Origin of the sequence: Caballeronia sp. LjRoot34, assembly GCF_964253815.1 — a bacterium.
Lineage (GTDB): Bacteria > Pseudomonadota > Gammaproteobacteria > Burkholderiales > Burkholderiaceae > Caballeronia.
Genome location: NZ_CAXUSB020000001.1, coordinates 1819856 through 1839707 on the forward strand (window position 1 = coordinate 1819856; position 19852 = coordinate 1839707).

A 19852-nucleotide genomic window follows, 5' to 3' on the forward strand; every position below is an offset into this window, starting at 1 on the left:
CCGCGCGCCAATAAGCATGCCTTGCAGCGGCTTGCGCATCGCGACGTCCGGTAGTGACAGGTGTCGGTTCATTTCTGGCGTCCGAACCGGGATATCGATAGCACAAAACATCGGTTCTCCGCCTCAAGGAGCACGATTATGATGCCTGACGCCCACCCCACTGGAGGAGCCAGATCGATGCCCCTGCTCTCACGATTCAATCGCCATCCGCGATCACCGCTTACGCTCGGCGCCAGCCGCTTTACGAGTCGACCATCGTGAGCGTCACACTCGCTCCTACACTCGATCATGTGGTTATCAATGTCCGCGGCGAACTCGACGAAGCAAGCACTCAATGGCAGAAGCTTGGCTTTACGCTGACCGAGCGCGGTCATCATTCGCTGGGGACGAGTAACCATCTTTCCATCTTCCAGGAAAACTATCTTGAGTTATTGGGCTTCGAACCGAAAAACGCGCACTCAGCTCAGGATGTCGTGAACGCACCAAAAGGCTTGAATGGCCTGGTGTTCACGACCACCGACGCTGAAAAGCTGTTTGGCGAAATTCAGGCGGCAGGTTTGCGTGCCGAGGAGCCGAGAGCGTTTCATCGACCGGTGCAAATTTCGACGGGTATGCAAGAGGCACGGTTTCGCACGGTACGTCTTGGTGCCGAGCTGGTCAGGAACGGCCGGACGCTTTTTTGCGAGCATCTCACACCGGAATTGGTCTGGCGGGACGAGTGGCAGACGCATGCCAACGGCGTCACTGATTTAACAGACTTCATCGTCAGGTCCGCGCATCCCGCTCATACGGCGAAGCTCTACCAGCAGCTCTTTGGTTCGCGACTGATTCTGGAAACGATCGATGACGGCGTCGCCTTTCAAGCGGGGCGTGCACGCGTGCAGTTCATCACGCCGGCAGCGGCGCAGGCACGCTTTGGTCCAGTTGAAACCACGAATGACGGCAGTGAACGCAACGTCGCCCTCACATTTGAAGTTCGTTCAATAGACGCGCTTCGCGCGCTGCTGGCGCGTAATCAGGTGTCGTTCGTGGAACAAAGGGACTGCACGGTCGTGGTTCGTGCCGCAGAGGCGGTGGGCGTGGCAGTGCAATTCATCAGTGCACCGCACTGATTCCGGGACCTTGCTCAATAGTCACTAAAGGGATTCAACATGCAGTCGTTTTTTCGCCTGAATGCCATGGGGCGCGCACGGGTTTTCGGCACATCGATTGTTCTTTTGACGGCGACGGGCTCCGCTGTGGCCGCCACCGCGGCGGCGACGCCGGTACAGGGTGGCACCCTGGTTTATCTGGAACAACAGCCACACACAAATCTTTACCCTCCGGCAGCCGGTTTCTATCCCAACGGCGGGATCGTCAATCAGATTACCGACAAGCTGACGCGGCAGAACCCGGACACGCTGGAAGTACAACCGTGGATTGCCGAGAGCTGGAGCAGCAATGCCAACAAGACGGAATACACATTCAAGCTGCGCCCGGGCGTGACTTTTTCCGACGGCACGCCATTGGACGCCAATGCCGTGGCGAAAAATTTCGATACATATGGCCTGGGTGACAAGGAACATCATCTGCCGGTGTCCGAGGTGATCAACAACTACGATCACAGTGAAGTCATTGATCCACTGACCGTCAAGTTTTACTTCAAGAAGCCGTCTCCGGGGTTCCTGCAAGGGACCTCGACGATCGGCTCCGGGCTGGTTTCGCTGAGCACGCTGGCCCGGAATTTCGAGGCCCTGGGTGAGGCCCGCCACATCATTGGCTCAGGTCCGTTTGTCGTAAACGATGAAAAGCTTGGGCGTGAAGTGGATCTCACTGTGCGCAAGGACTATAAGTGGGGTCCCAAAAATATCAGCCAGCAAGGCCGGGCGAATCTGGACGAGATCAAGATCATCGTCACGCCGGAAGACAGCATTCGTATTGGTGCGTTGCTTGCTGGACAAGCCGGGGCCGTGCGTCAGGTCCAGGCCTACGATGAGAGCCAGGCGACCCAGAAACATTTCCTGATCTATGCGGCAGCCACGCGCGGCGTGAACGATAGCATCAGTTTTCGCCCCGATAATCCGCTCGTGGCCGATCTGAAGGTCAGGGAAGCACTGTTGCATGCTACGGATACCAAACAGATCGTGGACACGCTGTTCTCGCCTCATTATCCGCCGGCATCGTCGGTCATTGCCCGGTCTGCTGCAGGGTTCGTGGATCTGTCGGATAAATTAAAGTTCGATCCGGTGCTGTCCCGCAAGCTCCTCGACGAAGCGGGCTGGAAGCCGGGCAGTGACGGGATCCGGCAAAAGGACGGGCAGCGGTTGTCGTTGACCGTTTTTGAATCAACTCCCCAGCCGCAGAACAAGGAAGTGCTGCAACTGGTCGCGCAGCAGTGGAAGCAGATCGGTGTCAGTTTGAACGTGCTCGCCGGCGATGCCGGCAGCAAGACGGTCGACAATCTCGATCCGCTGAAAACGGCGCTCGTCGTGTCCGAAGTGGGACGTGCAGACCCCGACGTGATCAAGAGCCAGTTCTATCCCACCAACCGCGATGCATTGCTGCAAAAGGGCGGATCAAGCAGTAAGGTGAAAAACTTTCGTGACGATAAACTCAATGGCTTACTGGAGAGTATTTCTGCTGAAACTGACCCGAAGAAACGCCTTGCGCTCACGGGCGATGCCCAACGTTATCTGATCGACCAGGCATACGTAATTCCTATCTTCGAGGAGCCTCAAGTCTTTGCCGGTGCGCCTTGGTTGAAGGGCTTAAGTTTCGAGGCGGTTGGCCGCCCAAGCTTCTACGGTGCGTGGATCGCGAAACATTAAAGGGCGGCTGGCACGATGCGCTATTTCACCCACCGACTTGGTCAGGCATTGCTGGTACTGTGGGCAGCATTCACGGTTTCGTTCGTATTGCTACAGGTTCTTCCGGGCGACGCAATACTGATCAAGTTTCAGAATCCCGACCTGGGGTTGAGCCCTCAGCAAATCCAGGCAATGCGTGAAGCGTATGGCGCTGCAACGCCCTTGTGGGAGCAGTATGTCCATACGTTAGGCGCAATATTGCGGGGCAATTTCGGCTATTCGGTACAGGCAGGCGTTCCCGTCAGCGAGTTACTGGCGGAAAACCTTCCGGCCACCTTGCGTTTGGCGTTGCCAGGCTTTTTACTGGCGGTGATATGGGCGGTGCTCATCGCTTTTGCATCAAATCTGGTTGGCCTGCGTTGGTTACGCAATGCACTGCAGACGCTGCCGTCGCTATTTGTCTCGATCCCGACCTTCTGGCTGGGCATCGCGTTGATTCAGGTGTTTTCCTTCAGGCTGGGATGGATTCGCGTGATCGACCCCGGGAAATGGGTTGGCATGATCTTGCCGGTCATTACGCTGTCCGTGCCCATTTCAGCGCCGCTTGCGCAAATCTTGATCCGCAGCTTGGATCAGGTGGCGCTACAACCGTTTGTCGGCGTCGCGCGCTCGAAAGGAGCGAGCTACCGTCGCGTGCTCTTTCATCACGTGGCACGAAACGCCGTGCTGCCCGCGCTGACCGTTGCCGGCCTCCTGTTCGGCGAAGTACTCGCTGGCGCATTGATCACCGAAACTGTCTTTGGCTTGAGTGGTCTTGGCGCGCTGACACAACGGGCCGTGAATAATCAGGACGTGGCGGTATTGCAGGCTATCGTCATTTTGTCCGCCACCGCGTTTGTCTTCATCAATCTCTTCGTCGACCTGATTTCATTGGCATTGGATCCTCGACTAAAAGCTTTTCACAGGGCTGTCCCATGAGCATCGTTGATCTCGGCGTTTCTCGTGGACCTTCATCGCCCGGCAAGCGTTTCTTCCGCTCGAAAACGGGGTCGCCGGGAATGATACTGGCTTGTCTGGTGATGGCCACGGTGATTCTCTGGGCGCTGTTTCCGAGTGCGTGCACACAATGGAGCGGTACCGAAGGCATTGCCGGCGCGCAGCGGTTATCGCCGCAAGCGGGACACTGGCTGGGTACGGACCAGCTCGGGCGGGACGTCTACGCGCGCATCGTCTGGGGTGCTTCGTACTCCCTGAGCAGCGCCTTCGTGGCCGTCGCGCTCGGTCTCGTCGTGGGGACGTCGCTAGGGCTGGTTGCGGGGGCGTTGGGCGGACGTGCCGACGGTGTTGTCATGCGTATCGTGGATGTCCTGCTGTCCATCCCCGGCTTGCTTCTGGCCTTGAGCATCATCATCTTGCTTGGTTTCGGCACGATCCATGCGGCCATCGCGGTAGGCATCATGTCAGTCGCCAACTTCGCGCGTCTCTCCCGATCTGAAGTGGCACGAGTGCGCTACAGCGACTATGTAGAAGCGGCCTACGGAAGCGGTGGGACGTTTCTGTCGGTTCTGTGGCGGCACATCCTGCCCAACTCGTTGACGCCCGTGCTCGCCTTCTCGGCTATCCAGTTCGGCAATGCGATTCTTGCGATTTCGACGTTGAGCTTTTTGGGTTACGGCGCACCCCCGCCCACCCCGGAGTGGGGACTGATGATTGCGGAAGGACGTAACTACATCTCGACAGCCTGGTGGCTGACAATATTTCCCGGCATCACCGTCATTGCCGTGGTCCTTGCCGCGAATCGAATCAGTCATGCATTCTCAGGAGACCGCCGATGAGCACTTCGTCCATACCGGTCCTTGCGCTTGAAAATCTCAGCATCGCCTATCGCGACGGTCACACGAAAAAGCGCGTGGTACACGACGTTTCACTGACGGTGAACCGGGGTGAAGTGGTCGCATTGGTGGGGGAATCCGGCTCCGGCAAGACCACTACGGCGCAAGCCATCATCGGGCTGTTGGCGGAAAACGGGGAGCGCGAAACGGGCAGGATCATCATCAACGGTGTCGATATCACGCAGTGGGCGCACAAGCGCCTGGATGGCCTGCGCGGAAAACACGTCAGCCTGATTCCTCAGGATCCCGGCAGTTCGCTCAACCCGGTTCAAACCATCGGCACGCAGGTCGGAGAGATCCTGCAATTGCATGAGCGTCTGTCGAGAAAGGAGCGCGATGCCCGGGTTCTGGCCTTGTTAACCCGGGTTGGGCTGAATCACCCGGAACAAAGAGCCAGACAATATCCGCACGAATTGTCGGGCGGCATGAAGCAACGTGTCCTGATTGCGATTGCCGTCGCGCTCCAGCCCGAACTGATTATTGCCGACGAGCCGACCAGCGCGCTCGACGTGACCGTGCAAAAACGCATTCTTGACCTGGTGGATGAACTGCGTGTTGCTACCGGAACTGCCGTGCTGTTCGTGACGCATGATTTATCGGTGGCGGCAGCGCGATCCGACCGGATCGTGGTTTTGCGCCAAGGCGAGATTGTCGAGCAAGGCGACACGAAAACCATTATCCGATCGCCCAAACACGCCTATACCCGGAAGCTTTTTGAGGACAGCCGGACGTCATTCCTCCCTGCAACGCCAGCCATTTCCAATCGAGGCGCCGCTGCGAGCGCGCCAGCAATCGAGATCACGGGTTTGAGCAAACTGTTCTCGATCGGAGGCAAGGGGACCGCACCATTGCGGGCCGTCGATCAAGTTTCGTTCTCGGTTCCATGCGGCACCACGCATGCTCTGGTGGGCGAGTCCGGGTCCGGAAAAACGACCCTGGCGCGGATGCTGATGGGCTTTCAGAAGCCCGACGCCGGAACGATCCTGGTGGAGGGTATGGATGTCAGCGCGTTGCGGGGAGAGTCGTTGCGTCTGTTTCGCCGGAAGATTCAATTGGTGTATCAGAACCCGTTCACGTCGCTTGATCCGAGCCAGACGGTGTTCCAACTGATCGAAGAACCACTGCTCAACTTCGATCGACCGCCGAAGGCAGAACGGCAACGTCAGGTGGAAGCCGTGACCGAGCGCGTCGCCCTGCCGCTCTCAGTGCTGCAACGCAAACCTCGGGCCTTGTCCGGGGGACAGAGGCAACGGGTTGCCATCGCGCGCGCGCTGATATTGAATCCGGCCGTTCTGGTTCTGGATGAGGCCACCTCCGCCCTCGACGTCACCGTACAGGCGCAGATCCTGAGTCTCCTGTTTCAATTGCAGCAAGAGCTGGGATTGACTTACCTGTTCATCACGCACGACCTGGACACGGTTCGCAAGCTTGCACATACGGTGTCGGTTCTGCACGCGGGGCAGCAGGTGGATTTCGGCGCTACGACAGAGGTGTTTCAGCACCCGGGCAGCGATTACACGCGCGAGTTGATTCTGGCGATTCCTGAGGCCCCGGACCTGCATGCGGCTTGATATCTTCCCAGGCAAGGCGCAGGTGCACGAGCTCAGGGCTGTCGATAGCAGACCAGATCAATTTCGACGAGCGCCGCCCTGCCAAGGCGCGCCACGCCGACGGTAGTGCGAGAGGGCAGGCTGACACCGTCTTGCGGAAAATAGCGCGTGTAGACCGCGTTGAACGCGGCGAAATCACGGTCGAACTCGCTGAGGTAGATGCGCACGAATACGGCATCCTCGTAACCATATCCGGTATGTCGCAAGATACGGGTGAGGTTCTCGAAGCAGACATCCGCTTGCTCTTCGACGCCGTGAGCAAGCGCTGCGGTGGGCGCATCCGGGTCCGTTGGAAGCTGTCCGGTGACGTATAGCCAGCCTGCTGCCTGCACCGCATGCGAATACAGTGAGGACGGCGGCGGAGGGCTGGCATCGGCTACAAAGTGGTGGATTTTATCTGCGGACATAGAACGAGTGCTTAGAAATGAGGGGTGCTGGGGGTTGGTCACAGCGGCTACTTTTGTTCAAGACATACGGCCACAGGGCAGGGTGCTCATGACTCCGCCACTGCACTAAGCGCCTGCTCGAAGCAACTGAGTGGGACGCTCGCCACGCCGATTCCAATCCATCCCGTCCCGCCGTCACGGTGGGCGATGCCGGTGTGAATCCGCACGGGACTTTGTTCGTCGACCACTCGCTGTACATCAAGGCCGAGTCCTGCTTTTTCCGTTCCGGCCAAGGCAGGCGCGAATAGGGGATGGGCGGACCAGAACAGCCCCCGCATCGAACGCCCTGCGGCTTCTGATGACGGCCAGTCTTGCAACATGATGCGAGCAAGTTCCGGCGAGCAGTGCGCGACCGCGCCGCCAAGGCCGAAGGTTTCCATGATCGCACTGTCGCCAAGATCGTGTTGAGCGTCTTCGCGCGAATGCGGCGCGAAAAAGTGTCCATCAGGGATTGTTGCCGGCGCGCAGAACCAGCGCTTGCCCATGCTGGCCACGCGCACGCCGCACGAGAACCCGTTGCGCGATATCGCCGTGACGATGGTGCTATCAGCGATCCCTTCCGCCTGATCAAGGGCAAGGTTTGCGGCGGCCATCGCATAGTTAAGGAAATGCTGAGGATTCCCAAGCAGCCAGGAGCGTACGGAATTCTCGAGGCTTGTAAGATGACGCGCGAATGCAAACATGTCACCGACGTTGCGTTGATGCACGTCGTCACCCAACGCCAACCCTTCTGCAATGAGTGGCAACAACGGCATTCCGCCTGGCGAAAGTGCACGTGCGATCGCGGGTCCGACCACATCGTCCAGGTAGCGGAGCCCTCCTGCCACATGCGCGTCATAACGGCCAAAGCGCAGCACGCGGCGGCCTGCCTCGGCAAGGGTTGCATACTTGACCCCTGGACCTGCACGGTTCTCGATGCGCATGACGATCTGGCTGGGCCGCACGACACCGCTCATTGGCGAGACGGTGCCCAGGTCATGGTTGGCACGCAGGCGGATTTCGCCACGCAGAATGCTTGATCGTGCTGCCTCCAGGGTGCCGGCCCAGCCTTCGTACACCGCTGCGCCGGCCAAGGCGTTCAGTACCGGGGCAGGAATCTCGGCGAGTTCGTCGAATGGCGGACCGGCGTGGCCGAGTTCGCCGTCAGCGAGGTTCAGTGCGCTGGCCGCGCGCTCACAGCCAGCCAGCACTGGCTGCGTCGCACCGATGCGTTCCACCGCTTTCTGGTTGGCGATGCGTCGGCGCTCAGGATCCACAGGATAACTAACGCTGGCAGACTTGTTCATGGGAAGGTCATCGTTGTGCGGCTCGTTTTGACGCAGGATCACGGTCGATACGCATCCGGTACTGAAACGCGTCGCCGCGAAAGTGCAGGTACTCGAACAGGATTGGATGGCCGTGTGCGTCGAACACATGCCGCTCGATTCTCAGTATTGGAGTAAGCGGCGCAAGCCCCAAGGCAGCAGCGGTTTCTTCGTCCGCGGGAATGGCATCCATTGCAACGTTCGCATGATTGACGCGAACCTGGCTGCGTTCTTCAAGAAGACGAAAGATATCCTGGGTCGCGAGGTCGGCGCTGGTTAACTGTCTCGCGAGCGGTTCGCCAATATAGGTGGTCTCGAACGAGATGGCTTCTCCGTCCAGGAACCGTACGCGCTTGATCTCGGCAACGCGGGCGCCTTCCTCCATATCGAGCCGTGAGCGAATCTCTTCGCGTGCTTCGAGGTAACGCAAGCCTTCGAGCTGGTTGCTGACCTTGTGACCCAGCGGCGCCATCGCCTCGGAAAATCCCTGCAGGGCGTCCACGTTCTGATAGGCACGCGGCGGCGAGACAAACGTGCCGCGTCCATGCACTTTCTTGACGAGGCCCTCCTGACGCAGCTCTTCAAGCGCCTGCCGGACAGTGATGCGGCTCACCTCGAACATGTCGCACAACGCCTGTTCGGTCGGAAGTTGTGTCTCGGGGCCATAAGTGCCGTCGAGCATGCGCGCGCAAAGATGTTCTTTCACACGTTTGTACAAGGGGGAAGTGGAATCCTGAATGAGCATTGACGGTAAGTTATCGCTTTAGATGTTATGACAACAAAAAAGAAACCAACACAAGTTTAACGGCTTTTATACCTGCTGAGGGATCGCGAATACATCAATCTCAGTGTCTCGAGACAGGCTGTCTAAAGCTATAAAACCGCTAAGTAAGTGAGGATTCGTTGCTTTGAATCCGAGTTCGGTCGTTCCTATACTGCAATACCCGGACCGTTGTTATTACAACCTGATTCACGTGCGCTTATTCATCCGCCTTTCTGCATGTTACTAACGGAGCTGTAAAGCATGTTCAAGCATCTGATCCGCGCAGCCGCGCTGCTGGCGTTGGCGACCAGCTTCACATCGGCGGCCCTCGCGGCCGAAAAGACAGTCGTCATCGGCTATCAGACGGACATCGAGCCGTCCAAGATTGCACAAGCGGAAGGGCTCTATGAGAAGGCGAGCGGCTACAAGATCGACTGGCGCAAATTCACGAATGGTGCCGACGTAATCGCAGCCATGGCGTCGGGCGACGTACAGGTCGGCTTCACGGGCAGCAGTCCGCTTGCCGCGGGCGTCACGCGAGGCCTGCCGCTCGAAACCTTCTTCATTGCCGCCGAGATCGGCACCGCCGAAGCGCTGGTCGTGCGCAACGGCAGCAACATTACGAAGCCGGAGGACCTGATCGGCAAGAAGGTCGCAGTTCCGTTCGTCTCAACCACGCACTACAGCTTGCTCGCAGCACTCAAGCACTGGGGCATTCCGGCGAACAAGGTCACCATCCTGAACCTGGCGCCGCCGGAAATTGCCGCAGCATGGCAACGCGGCGACATCGATGCCGCCTATATATGGGATCCCGCGCTCGGCAAGATCGCGAAGACGGGCACGGTCCTGATCACATCGGCGGATGTCCGCAAATGGGGCGCGCCCACGTTCCTCGCCTGGGTTGCCCGCAAGGACTTCGCGCAGGCCCATCCGGATTTCCTCGTCAGCTTCGCGAAGGTCACAGGCGCGCAGAATGCCGTCTATCGCCAGGACGGTGCGACGTGGAACGCCGATACGCCGCAGGTGAAGGAGATTGCGCGCATCAGCGGTTCAGACCCCGCTGACCTGCCTGCGTTACTGCAGGGCACGTCTTTCCCGCTGCTTGGTGAGCAGACGTCACCGGCCTTGCTTGGAGGCGGCACGGCCAAGGCGCTCGCCAATACGTCCGCGTTCCTCAAGGAACAAAAGCGCGTGGATGCCGTTCTGCCTGACTATGCGCCGACCGTCACGGCGTCTTACGTAAAGCAGGCAGAAGGGAAGTGATGCAATGATCCGGATCGACTCGCTCAGCGTTGCGTTCGATACTCCGCGCGGACCGCACACGGTTCTTTCGGAGCTCGATCTCGTCCTGCGCGACGGGAGCTTTACCGTCGTGCTCGGTCCGTCCGGCTGCGGCAAAACCACGTTGCTCAATGTGGTCGCGGGGTTCATCGCACCGTCGGCGGGAACCGTGAGTCTTGACGCAAAGACGGTCACGGGACCGGGTTCCGAGCGCGGTATGGTGTTCCAGGACGATGCGTTGCTACCCTGGCAGAACGTCGAGCAGAACATTGGTTTCGGTCTGGTCCTCGCTGGCGCGCCACAGGCGCAGCGGCGCGCGACCGTGTCTGCGCTGCTCGATCTGACCGGCTTGACCGCTTACGCCCGGTACCCGCTCTGGAAGATCTCGGGCGGTATGCGTCAGCGTGTGGGACTCGCCCGTGCGCTCGCTGTCGATCCCCGTTTCCTGCTGCTCGACGAGCCGCTCGGCGCACTTGATTCGTCCACCCGGCTGAAGATGCAGGAGTATTTGCTCACGCTCTGGAAACGATGCGGCAAGGGCATGGTGATGATCACGCATGACATTTCCGAAGCGCTGTTCATGGCGACCGATCTGGTCCTCATGCGCGCGAATCCCGGGCGGATTGCCTCGGTCCCGCGGCTCGATTTCGGCGAGCGTTTCGTCGCGGGAGAAACGTCTCGCGCCATCAAGGCCGATCCGGCGTTCTTGCGCCTGCGCGACGACATCGAAAGCCAGATTTTCGCCGACGAAGAGGAACTACCATGAGCGATATCGAGCAGGTGGCCGGCTATCCGGCGTCCCGCCTGGAGCCCTCTGCATCGGCGCGCCGTCGTTTGCCGCTTAACCGGCACCGGCTGATCAGTATTGCGACCGTCGTGGCCGTGATCGCGTTCTGGAGTATCGCTACCCGGCTTCAGCTCGTGAGTCCCGTGTTCCTGCCTTCGCCAGTGGCGGTAGCCCGCAAGTTTGTCGATGTCTCCGTGAATGGTTTCAGCGATGCCACGCTCTGGCAACACACGGTCGCGAGCCTGTCGCGCGTGTTTGCCGCGCTCGCGCTGGCGGTCGTTACCGCCGTGCCGCTTGGCGTGCTGATCGGGCTCAATCCGACCGCGCGCGCAATTGCGGATCCGCTGATCGAATTTTATCGGCCCGTGCCGCCGCTTGCGTACCTGCCGCTGATCGTGATCTGGTGTGGAATTGGCGAACCCTCCAAGATCCTGCTGATCTGGCTGGCGATTTTCGCACCCCTGACCATCTCCACCCAGCAAGGCGTGCGACGGGTAAAGCAAAGCCGGTTGCGTGGCGCTCAGGCGCTGGGCGCGACACGGTGGCAGCTCATTCGCTATATCGTCGTGCCTTCAGCCGCTGCAGATGTGCTGACAGGAATTCGCGTGAGCCTCGGAGTGGGCTGGTCGGTGTTGGTTGCGGCGGAGCTGATCGCCGCGACGCGCGGCCTTGGCTTCATGATCCAGTCGGCGGCGCAGTTCCTCGTCACAGACGTGGTGATCATGGGCATCATCGTTATTGCGTTGATTGCGGGCCTGTTCGAATGGGGACTGCGATATCTCCAGCGCGTGCTGGTGCCATGGGAAGGACACGCATGAGCGATGCGCATCCGGTAGCGGCAAGCATTGTTCTTCAGGCGGACGTGCTGGTGCTCGGCGGGGGACCTGCAGGCACCTGGGCCGCGTTAAGCGCGGCACGCCAGGGCGCACGCGTCGTGCTCGCGGACAAGGCTTATTGCGGCACGTCCGGCGCGGCTGCGGCGTCGAACAACAACGTCTGGTACGTCAGCGACCCGGCGCGCCATGAAGCCGAATTCACTGAGCGCTTCCTTTCAGGCGGGAGCCTTAGCGAACGCAGTTGGACTGACGCGCTCCTGCAGGGCGCGGTGCAGCAACTCCACTTGCTGGCCAAACTTGGCTATCCGTTACCAAAGACGGAAGCGGGCGTCACTAACTACGCGACCTTGCGCGGACCCGACTACATGCGCTTCATGCGTTTGCAGATCAAACGGGCCGGCGTGCAGATTCTTGATCATAGTCCGATGCTCGGCTTGCTCGACTATGAGGGTCGCGTGGTGGGGGCTCATGGTGTGTCGAGGGACGGGGGCCGATGGCAGGTCCAGGCCAACGCCACCGTGATGGCTACGGGCGGCTGCGCGTTCATGAGCGGTGCGCTCGGCACGAATGTGTGCACCGGCGACGGCCATCTTGCAGCGGGAGAGGCGGGTGCGCGGTTTTCGGGCATGGAGTTTTCTAACCAGTATGGGCTGGCCTCCAGTCACTCGTCCGTGACCAAAGGGCTCCCGTTCGTGTGGAGCACCTACTCGCGCGAGGACGGCAGCGAGATTCCCATCATCGACGACGAGCCGTTCGTTTCGGTCGCGAGAGTATTGGCCGAGGAACCGGTGTTCGCCGTTTTCGACCGCGCCAGCAAGGACATTCAGCATTGGCTGCGCAGCGGCCAGGCCAATGCATTCCTGCCTTTCGATCGCAAGGGCATCGATCCTTTCACGCAGCGATTTCCGATCAGCTTGCTGCTTGAGGGCACGGTGCGCGGGACCGGCGGCATCCGGCTGAGCGGGCGGGATTGCGCGACTGACGTGCCCGGCCTCTATGCGGCAGGCGATGTGACCTCCCGTGAGGTTGTGGTCGGCGGCCGGACAGGTGGCGGGTCGCCTAACTCGGCATGGGCGATCGTGACGGGAGCGTGGGCAGGCGCTGCCGCCAGCGCTTTCGCGGTTCCACAACGCTCTCACGCTCCCGTGCCATTGCGGCCCGCGACGGACATGACTGTCTTGTCCGATCCGCAGCTCTCGCGTCAGGTGGTTGAACAATACGTCTGGTCTTTGCAAACCAATCTCTTTCGCAACGCAGCGGGTCTTGGCATTGCGCTCGACGCGCTTGAGCGCGCGTGGCATGAGCCCGCGGACCATGCTGCACCGGTCGCGCACGCGCGGTCCGCACGCGCGATGCTCTACGTGGCCCGCCTTGGGTATCGAAGCGGGCTGCGCCGCACCGAATCGCGGGCCCTGCATCAGCGCACCGATTTTCCCGCGCGCTCGGACGCCCAGCATTACCGGCAAGTGGTCGCCGGCATCGATACATTTACGTTCGTAACAGAGGCTGTTGCGAACTAGCCGAGGAAAACGGTCTTGATCGAACTTATCAGCGAGTCCCGTTGCACGTCCTGCAATCGCTGCGTGGAGGTATGCCCGACAGGTGTTTTCGACGCAGTCGATGGCGCCATACCCGTCATCGCCCGGCCGGACCAATGTCAAACGTGCTTCATGTGCGAACTATATTGTCCCGTGGATGCCATGTATGTCGACCCGTGCGCCGACGGGCACGTCACGGTGTCAGAAGAAACGCTCATCGAACAGGGATTGATGGGCAGCTACGCGCGCGCCCTCGGCTGGAAAAAAGCGCGTGCTGGCGGAACAGAAAATGATCTGACGCATCGTCTGTTCGAGATCGGCGTGACTTGAAAATACGTATTGCCAGTATAGATTGCACCAAAATCGTCAAACACGTGGCGCTGATGTGATGGACGAATCCCTCCCTTTGGAGTTAGGCATAGGCCAAAGTAAATAGGTCGTGACTGCCACGGAAAAGGAGCGGTCATCACGAAGATCGCAACGGTCGGACGCTCAACGTTGAGACCGGCTTTTCCGGCATCTATTGGGTTCTTCTCTACCGGAGCGTATGCGCGACGGTGGTCCCGCCGGCTCTCACATAATGCCGTCTGGTGCGTTCGGTCGGCCTCACGGCAAAACGTTCGGCAAGGAGCGCTCGGGTCAGATTGAGCTGGCCGGCGCGTTCGGCCGCCGCAATCAGTGTCTGCGTAATGAGATCCCGCTGGGCATGGCTGCCGCCGACGCGTACCGCGTTATAACGCACGGGCAGGATGAGTTCGATCGCGCGGGCGTAGGCGCCTTCGGCGAAAGCGAGTACGCCGTCGATCAGCCGACGACCAACGTCGGCGGTAATGTCGCGGTTATCGCCCCGGCCGTCACGCGCGTAACGATCAAGGGAGCGGCGCAGGCGTTTGACGCCCAGCTGGTCGCCCGCCCGCGAGACAGCGAGCGCAATATGCAGATCGTTGAATACAAGCACATGATCGTCGACATGGGTCAACCATTGGGTGGCGAGCGGGCTCCAGCGGTCTCCAACATTGGCCCCCGCCAGTTCCAGTCGCCAGAGCAGAGCCGAAGCATCGACGAGATCGAGCAGGAAGTCACCGGCGAGCTTTGGTACAACGTGCTGATCGTAATCGGCCAACACTTCATCAAAACGCTCCTCCTCGATCAGGTAGAGCGCAAGATGCCAGCCGTTGTGGACGGCGAGCGCGTGGGCCCGGCGCCAGGCCGGGCGCGTAGCCTTGAGGAACACGATACCTTCAGTTTGCCGGCTTTCGGCCTCAAGTACGTGTGCGATCGCATGAATCGCCCAGCCGTCCCCGTCGTTGCGAGCGATTGCGGCGTGAGCGACTTCTTCCGCACGACGTAGTTCGCCCGCCTCCTCAAGGCCGAACGCATACTGTCCGAGGATATAACCGTAGTTTTCACCCTGCGGGTCCCATTCCGGTAGCACTCTCGCGATGGAATCCCGGATGCTGAGCGACTGACCGAGACAGAAATAACCGTCGTGCGCAAAGCGCAGTGCTAATGCATCGGTCGGGTAGTCGACCAGAATGCTTTCCCAGATATGGATCGCATTGGAGATTTCACCTGCGGCCAACGCCCGGGCAGCAGCGAAGTGGAGAACTTCGCGCGAGGTCGCGCCGGCGCTTGCGCGTTCGGCCGCGCCGAGGGCGGTGGTGACGAAAGGATGATCGCCACGAAATCCGCCCAGCAGGAACAGCGAAGCGATGACGCTACTGCCCAGACCGAAGCCAGGATCCTCGCCCACCGCACTTTGCAATCCGGTGACGGGATCGCCCTTCCAGCCGAAGTAGTCGGAGATGGCACAATCCAGCGCGATAGCAGATTCGTTCGACGCTGTCACCGGCAGGCCCTGGGCGTCCGCAGCCATCACCGTGTTCCCGGGTTGCGGCCGTGCGGCAGCCTTTGCCTTGCAGCGGCATAACAGCCTGCGTGCTGCCCATTACCCGATGTGACCAGTTGATTCGGTACGTTGGACGGTAGCATCATGGGCTGCGGTTGAGCAGGATCGACACGAGATGATGTAGATCGCCGCCAACGTATCCAGTGAAAATGGCCAGGAGCGACCCATCGGTTGCGCCCGCAATTTCCCTTTCGATGCACGCGAGAAGTGCAGCGAGCAGCAGCACGGTGGCTACCCGTCTAACGGACACGCAGTGCGGATCCGATGGTATGGCGGCGTTTTCCGTGGCGTCATCGAGCGTTCGATGAGGGCGATATCCAAGTCCCTTCATGATTGTCGGCGGGTCGATTTGAACATTTTGAGTGTCCGCAATCGTGCGGCAGTGTCGAACTAACTTTTTCGCATATCGATAGCAGTGCGGCTTCTTTGCGGTGCGCGTACGTGTTTCGCTTCCGGCATGGACGGCCAGACGCTACCTGCCTACTTAACGCCTGCATAGTCCTAACGCTTTGATTGGTCACGACCCATCGCCGACAGCAATTCGGGTGCACCCTGTTCGGCAAAAACTGCGCGGCTGTTCGAGCGCGCTGCCATCGATATGCGCTCGCTCGAACAATCCAACCGCAGATATTTAGGTCTGACGCGCCGACGAGGTCTGGAATGTCTTAGCGGGCTTTGTCGCCTGCAATGGGGGGCGCAGGACGGGCGCGCTGGTTGTAAAGAATCTTGCGGCGCCGTTCCTGTTCCTCAGGTGTGACGCTGCTGGGATCTTCCGGCTCACCGGCCGTCACGGCCAAACCTCGTTGCACCGCTGGCCGTTCCGACAGTTCCGCGAACCAGCGTCTGAAGTAGGGGAATTCGTCCAGGTCGATGCCTTGTTGCTGCCAGGAAACCGTCCAGGGGTAGGACGCAATATCCGCAATCGTGTATTCGTCGCCGGCTAGGTAACGGCGATCATAGAGGCGGTTGTTCAGCACCCCATAGAGGCGGTGGACTTCATCGTTGAATCTACGCTTGGCGTAAGTTTGGTCGCCCGCGCTCTCGGGAACCCTTGAGACGTGACCACGTTCGCCGAATTTTGGTCCCTGGTTGGCCATCTGCCAGAACACCCACTGCGTTACCTCATACTTGGCGTGAACATCCTGTTGGGGCCAAAAGCGGCCTTCTTTTTCAGCCAGATAGAAGAGAATGGCTCCGGATTCGAATACGCTGACAGGGGAGCCATTGCGCTTCGGTTCAGTGTCGATGATGGCGGGCATTCGGTTGTTGGGGCTGATCGCGAGAAAATCAGGCTTGAACTGGTCGCCGCGGCCGATGTTCACCGGGACAATCGTGTATGGAACACCCAACTCCTCGAGGAGGATGGTCACTTTCTTGCCATTCGGGGTCGGCCAGTAATGGACTTCAATCACGAGGTTGCTTCCTTTTGATGATCTGCCGCAAACGGCACGATGCGTCCAACCGTTAATCGAAGAAGGCGATGGTGCGGAATTCAATGCTCTGCCGGAGCGGCGTGCCGGGCGGTGTCGTAGGATCCTCGAACCCGGTATGCGGCGCAAAGCGTGCGACCGATGGATCAGAGTCCCAGCATTTGATCAGCAGGGCTTCGTCCAATTGCAGATTCCGGATGTAAAGCCAGCGCTGCGCTGGGTTGAAGGCGACGCCGTAAGTCTCGCCCTTGCGTAGCGGAAAGATCAGGTCAGCGGCGATCAGGTCGTCCGGGTCGATGGTGCGCACATCGCCGACAGCCAGGGGCCAGTCACGCGCCGGATAGGCAATCGGCCGCCAGACATTGATGATTGCGGCGCGTCGAGTAAGGAGCGCATCGGCTTGCTCGCCCATGATCTCGCGGACCCTCTTAGGACCCGACAGGATCGTCTGATCGACATGAACACGCTTGGCCGGCTGGCGTAGCGCGTCCGGGGTGCGATCGGCGGCGCCTTCCTGATGGCGGCGAAGCGTGTGGTCGAATACCACGACGCGCGATGCGCCAGTTATGTCCTTCACCAACTGCGCCGTCTCCGGATGACCGAGGGCGAGGGTCTGAGCCTCGTCCCAGAAACCCCGCACGACCGAAGCGCGCTGTACCACCGCAACGCCCTCGACGTCGAGGCTCAGACGGTCGGCAATAGGTCGTGCGTCTTCCACCTGAACCGCGTGCCCTCGGTATTCGCCCCGGGTTCGCGGTACACCTGCGGGCGGCTCTCCGGCATACGAGTAGGGCTTTTCACCCGTCCGCTTGGTGAACTCCAGATACGCTTGCACCGTACGAGTAGAGTCGGCGAGGTGATGTATCGAATTAGTGACAAGCTCAATCGGCATGACTCACCTGTGGCTGGCAAATGTCCCTATTCCAGATAGGCGCCGCGCGCTGCAGCGAATTGGATATTGTAGATCGTCAGGGATGTTCCTGGAACGACCAAATAGTTGATCGTTTAGCACTCGTTTAGCATAACGGTCCGGGATATAGCCCGGACCCACGCCCGTGGACGTCGCGCCGTGCTTGGTACTGGCGACGGATCCTTCGGCATCGGTCGAACCGATCGCTGCGCTTATCCCCATGGGAACGATCGAACCGCTGGAATCCCGTCGCGTTGGCTCTCGGGATGCGTTTCTTGTTGTAAGGAAGGTGGGACGTACAGAATAGCTTTACAAAGTACTACGCATAAAAATGACTGAGTGACGGAATGAGCGGCAGAGGCATGCCACATGCCATGCCGGCCGTCGTTAGCGTGACGGGATCCAAGGTAGCCACGTTTGACAACGTGCATGGTGAAACTTTCCACGACATACACCGTTTGCCTATAAGTATCTGTTTTACTTCTTTAGCCACAGCAGCCCTCTTTGCTACGATGATTTTGCGCTGACGCGCACTATCGCTAGCAGGCGGACGTTGGATGCAAATCGACGTTTCAAGGACGTCTGGATCCCGACACTAACCCGTTTGCGCCGTTTGTATGAGCGACTCATTAAGGGCGTTGTTGCAAAATTCGACGGTGCAGGCGGGCTTTCACCCGCGATCTTAAATTCATAAAATACGCACGGACTGCAGGCGTGCAAGTGTGACCATGCGGTTGACGATGCCACCACGGATGGCGATCTCCGTCGCTTGTGAACCAATGCAGCGCGCAGAAAGACAATTCCCCGTGAGCGTTTTGTACCGGTACATCGCATTTTCGATCAGCGAACGTCGGTGATAACCGCTGCGCTTCTTCCAATCGCCTTGGCCATCTCGCGCAATACCGTTGATCGCTTCATTTCGCCAGCTTGCTCCGGGCGTGCCCTCAGACCAAGGTTTCGCGCCCTCGAGTGGCGGAATGGAGGGCGTAGCACCGCGCCCGGCGATCACTTTGTGGCACTGCTTTGTATCGTATGCACCACCACCGCCTATCGTATCGATGGATTCATCGGCTGAGATCTGCGCCAACAAACCGGGCAATGCACTTGCTTAGTCGACGTCCTGATGCGTCATCAGCGCCGCACGTATCTGGCCCGTCTTCACGTCCAGCCCGAGGTGGACCTTACGCCAGGTTCGCCGCTTGGAGTAGCCGTGCTTGCGCACCCTCCATTCGCCTTCGCCGTAGAGATTCACGCCGGTACTATCGACAACCAGATGAATCGGGTCGCCGCTCGACATTTCAGGTAACGTCACCTGTAATTCCTGTGCTCGGCGGCTTAAAGGCCAGTTCAAAAAAAGCTCGGAAGGGCTGTTTACTTTTCCACGAAACGGTTAACCTTGGATACCTGAACAACGGATCAAGGAATGCCGGCACCTATCATCGATGACGAATTGTGGGCACTGATCGAACCGCTACTTCCACCGCCCAAACCGCGACGCCAGCGATACCCTGGAAGGTTGCCGGTCTCGGACCGTGCAGCACTCAATGGCATCCTGCTTGTGCTGAAGACAGGAATGCGATGGAACCATCTGCCGACCCGGTTGGGCTTCGGCTCTGGAGCGACTTGTTGGCGTCGGTTGCACGACTGGCAGCAGGCCGGGGTGTGGGACAAGCTGCACGGGCTACTGCTCGACAAGCTGCGCGAATCTGGCCAGCTCGATTTCTCATATGCGGCTGTCGATTCATCGTCCGTGCGAGCCGTTGGGGCGGGCCAAAAACTGGGCCAAACCCCACCGATCGCGCACGACCAGGGTCCAAACACCACGTCCTCGTAGACGCGAACGGCGTTCCTGTCAGCGTGATCGTGACCGGCGCGAACCGCAATGATGTCACGCAACTGCTGCCGCTGGTCGACGCTATCCCGCCGATTCGCGGCACACGCGGCCGACCGCTTCGCAAACCCAAGGTCATCTACGCCGACCGTGGCTACGACTCCGACTCGCATCGCCGCCAACTTCGCGAGCGTGGAATCAGACCGGTCATCGCCAGGCGCCGCACCGAACACGGCAGCGGTCTCGGCAAGTTCCGTTGGGTCGTTGAACGGACTCATTCGTGGCTCCATGGTTTCCGGCGTCTTCGCATTCGCTTCGAGCGCCGATCTGACATTCACGAAGCATTCCTCAAACTAGCCTGCTCACTCGTCTGCTGGAACATCTTCAGCCGAACTGAGCAGCCTTTTTGAACTGCCCTCTTAGCGTCGTATAGTTGAGCACAGGCAGGTCCGCAATCGCAAGGTCACGAAGACTTTGCACAAAGCCCTGAGCGGCTCGAAGCGTCAAATGATAAACGTGCTTATTGATA

Annotated in this window: 19 protein-coding genes and 2 pseudogenes; 12 read left to right on the top strand and 9 right to left on the bottom strand. The window is 59.6% G+C overall.

Translation table 11 applies throughout. The annotated features are described in order from the left end of the window. Positions 1-257 precede the first annotated feature (257 nt). The 5 genes from ACSQ36_RS08180 (at position 258) to ACSQ36_RS08200 (ending at position 6249) form a co-directional block, all read left to right on the top strand. Positions 258-1112, top strand: coding sequence for a VOC family protein (locus tag ACSQ36_RS08180; protein ID WP_436181535.1), 855 nt, complete (start codon positions 258-260; stop codon positions 1110-1112). Between the two features lie 39 nt (positions 1113-1151). Next, a complete protein-coding gene (locus ACSQ36_RS08185; protein ID WP_436181536.1) occupies positions 1152-2807 on the top strand; it encodes a TIGR04028 family ABC transporter substrate-binding protein in 1656 nt (551 codons plus the stop codon). 15 nt (positions 2808-2822) lie between these two features. After that, positions 2823-3764 carry an ABC transporter permease gene (locus tag ACSQ36_RS08190; RefSeq protein ID WP_436181537.1) on the top strand — a complete coding sequence of 314 codons (942 nt, stop codon included), beginning with the start codon at positions 2823-2825 and terminating at the stop codon, positions 3762-3764. A gap of 80 nt (positions 3765-3844) precedes the next feature. After that, positions 3845-4621 (top strand): ABC transporter permease, encoded by a 777-nt coding sequence (locus ACSQ36_RS08195; RefSeq protein WP_436183126.1) that lies wholly within the window; start codon positions 3845-3847, stop codon positions 4619-4621. Continuing rightward, positions 4618-6249 (top strand): dipeptide ABC transporter ATP-binding protein, encoded by a 1632-nt coding sequence (locus ACSQ36_RS08200; RefSeq protein WP_436181538.1) that lies wholly within the window; start codon positions 4618-4620, stop codon positions 6247-6249. The genes ACSQ36_RS08195 and ACSQ36_RS08200 overlap by 4 nt, the downstream gene beginning before the upstream one ends. Positions 6250-6281: 32 nt before the next feature. Here ACSQ36_RS08200 and ACSQ36_RS08205 read toward each other — a convergent pair whose 3' ends face one another. The 3 genes from ACSQ36_RS08205 to ACSQ36_RS08215 all read right to left on the bottom strand — a co-directional run bounded on the left by ACSQ36_RS08205 (position 6282) and on the right by ACSQ36_RS08215 (position 8744). Next, a complete protein-coding gene (locus tag ACSQ36_RS08205; RefSeq protein ID WP_436181539.1) occupies positions 6282-6695 on the bottom strand; it encodes a RidA family protein in 414 nt (137 codons plus the stop codon). Positions 6696-6781: 86 nt separating this feature from the next. Next, positions 6782-8020, bottom strand: a complete 1239-nt coding sequence (locus tag ACSQ36_RS08210; RefSeq protein WP_436181540.1) for a DUF1116 domain-containing protein — start codon at positions 8018-8020, stop codon at positions 6782-6784. 7 nt (positions 8021-8027) lie between these two features. Continuing rightward, positions 8028-8744 carry a GntR family transcriptional regulator gene (locus tag ACSQ36_RS08215; protein ID WP_436181541.1) on the bottom strand — a complete coding sequence of 239 codons (717 nt, stop codon included), beginning with the start codon at positions 8742-8744 and terminating at the stop codon, positions 8028-8030. Between the two features lie 318 nt (positions 8745-9062). Here ACSQ36_RS08215 and tauA point away from each other — a divergent pair, with 318 nt between their 5' ends. From tauA to ACSQ36_RS08240, 5 genes are read left to right on the top strand one after another with little or no spacing between them, the layout of a single operon-like run. Then, positions 9063-10064, top strand: a complete 1002-nt coding sequence (gene tauA / locus ACSQ36_RS08220; protein ID WP_436181542.1) for a taurine ABC transporter substrate-binding protein — start codon at positions 9063-9065, stop codon at positions 10062-10064. A gap of 4 nt (positions 10065-10068) precedes the next feature. Continuing rightward, positions 10069-10848 (top strand): taurine ABC transporter ATP-binding protein, encoded by a 780-nt coding sequence (locus ACSQ36_RS08225; protein WP_436181543.1) that lies wholly within the window; start codon positions 10069-10071, stop codon positions 10846-10848. Beyond that, a complete protein-coding gene (tauC, locus tag ACSQ36_RS08230) occupies positions 10845-11687 on the top strand; it encodes a taurine ABC transporter permease TauC (protein WP_436181544.1) in 843 nt (280 codons plus the stop codon). The genes ACSQ36_RS08225 and tauC overlap by 4 nt, the downstream gene beginning before the upstream one ends. Then, positions 11684-13225: an FAD-dependent oxidoreductase gene (locus tag ACSQ36_RS08235; RefSeq protein ID WP_436181545.1), complete on the top strand. Its 1542-nt coding sequence runs from the start codon at positions 11684-11686 to the stop codon at positions 13223-13225. Before tauC ends, ACSQ36_RS08235 begins: the two co-directional genes overlap by 4 nt. Positions 13226-13240: 15 nt before the next feature. Next, complete coding sequence (locus ACSQ36_RS08240) at positions 13241-13573, top strand: 4Fe-4S binding protein (protein WP_436181546.1); 333 nt, start codon at positions 13241-13243, stop codon at positions 13571-13573. Positions 13574-13778: 205 nt separating this feature from the next. Here ACSQ36_RS08240 and ACSQ36_RS08245 read toward each other — a convergent pair whose 3' ends face one another. The 5 genes and pseudogenes from ACSQ36_RS08245 to ACSQ36_RS08265 all read right to left on the bottom strand — a co-directional run. After that, positions 13779-15119, bottom strand: coding sequence for a tetratricopeptide repeat protein (locus tag ACSQ36_RS08245; protein ID WP_436181547.1), 1341 nt, complete (start codon positions 15117-15119; stop codon positions 13779-13781). Positions 15120-15234: 115 nt separating this feature from the next. Then, the gene (locus ACSQ36_RS08250; protein ID WP_436181548.1) at positions 15235-15402 is read right to left on the bottom strand and encodes a hypothetical protein; all 168 of its coding nucleotides are present in this window, start codon (positions 15400-15402) and stop codon (positions 15235-15237) included. Between the two features lie 415 nt (positions 15403-15817). Beyond that, entirely contained in the window at positions 15818-16564 is a 747-nt protein-coding gene (locus tag ACSQ36_RS08255; RefSeq protein ID WP_436181549.1) for a glutathione S-transferase family protein, read from the bottom strand. Between the two features lie 52 nt (positions 16565-16616). After that, positions 16617-17474 (bottom strand): CmcJ/NvfI family oxidoreductase, encoded by an 858-nt coding sequence (locus tag ACSQ36_RS08260; protein ID WP_436181550.1) that lies wholly within the window; start codon positions 17472-17474, stop codon positions 16617-16619. A gap of 706 nt (positions 17475-18180) precedes the next feature. Further along, a pseudogene (locus ACSQ36_RS08265) lies at positions 18181-18831 on the bottom strand (IS5 family transposase); the annotation flags it as partial. An 84-nt stretch (positions 18832-18915) separates the two neighbouring features. Between ACSQ36_RS08265 and ACSQ36_RS08270 the strand changes: the two are divergent. Both ACSQ36_RS08270 and ACSQ36_RS08275 read left to right on the top strand, forming a co-directional pair. Beyond that, a complete protein-coding gene (locus tag ACSQ36_RS08270) occupies positions 18916-19326 on the top strand; it encodes an IS5/IS1182 family transposase (protein WP_062093255.1) in 411 nt (136 codons plus the stop codon). Next, the gene (locus ACSQ36_RS08275; RefSeq protein ID WP_286162053.1) at positions 19236-19733 is read left to right on the top strand and encodes an IS5 family transposase; all 498 of its coding nucleotides are present in this window, start codon (positions 19236-19238) and stop codon (positions 19731-19733) included. Before ACSQ36_RS08270 ends, ACSQ36_RS08275 begins: the two co-directional genes overlap by 91 nt. Positions 19734-19743: 10 nt before the next feature. Here the strand turns inward: ACSQ36_RS08275 and ACSQ36_RS08280 are convergent. After that, positions 19744-19845, bottom strand: a pseudogene (locus tag ACSQ36_RS08280) (transposase); the annotation flags it as partial. Between the last annotated feature and the right edge of the window lie 7 nt (positions 19846-19852).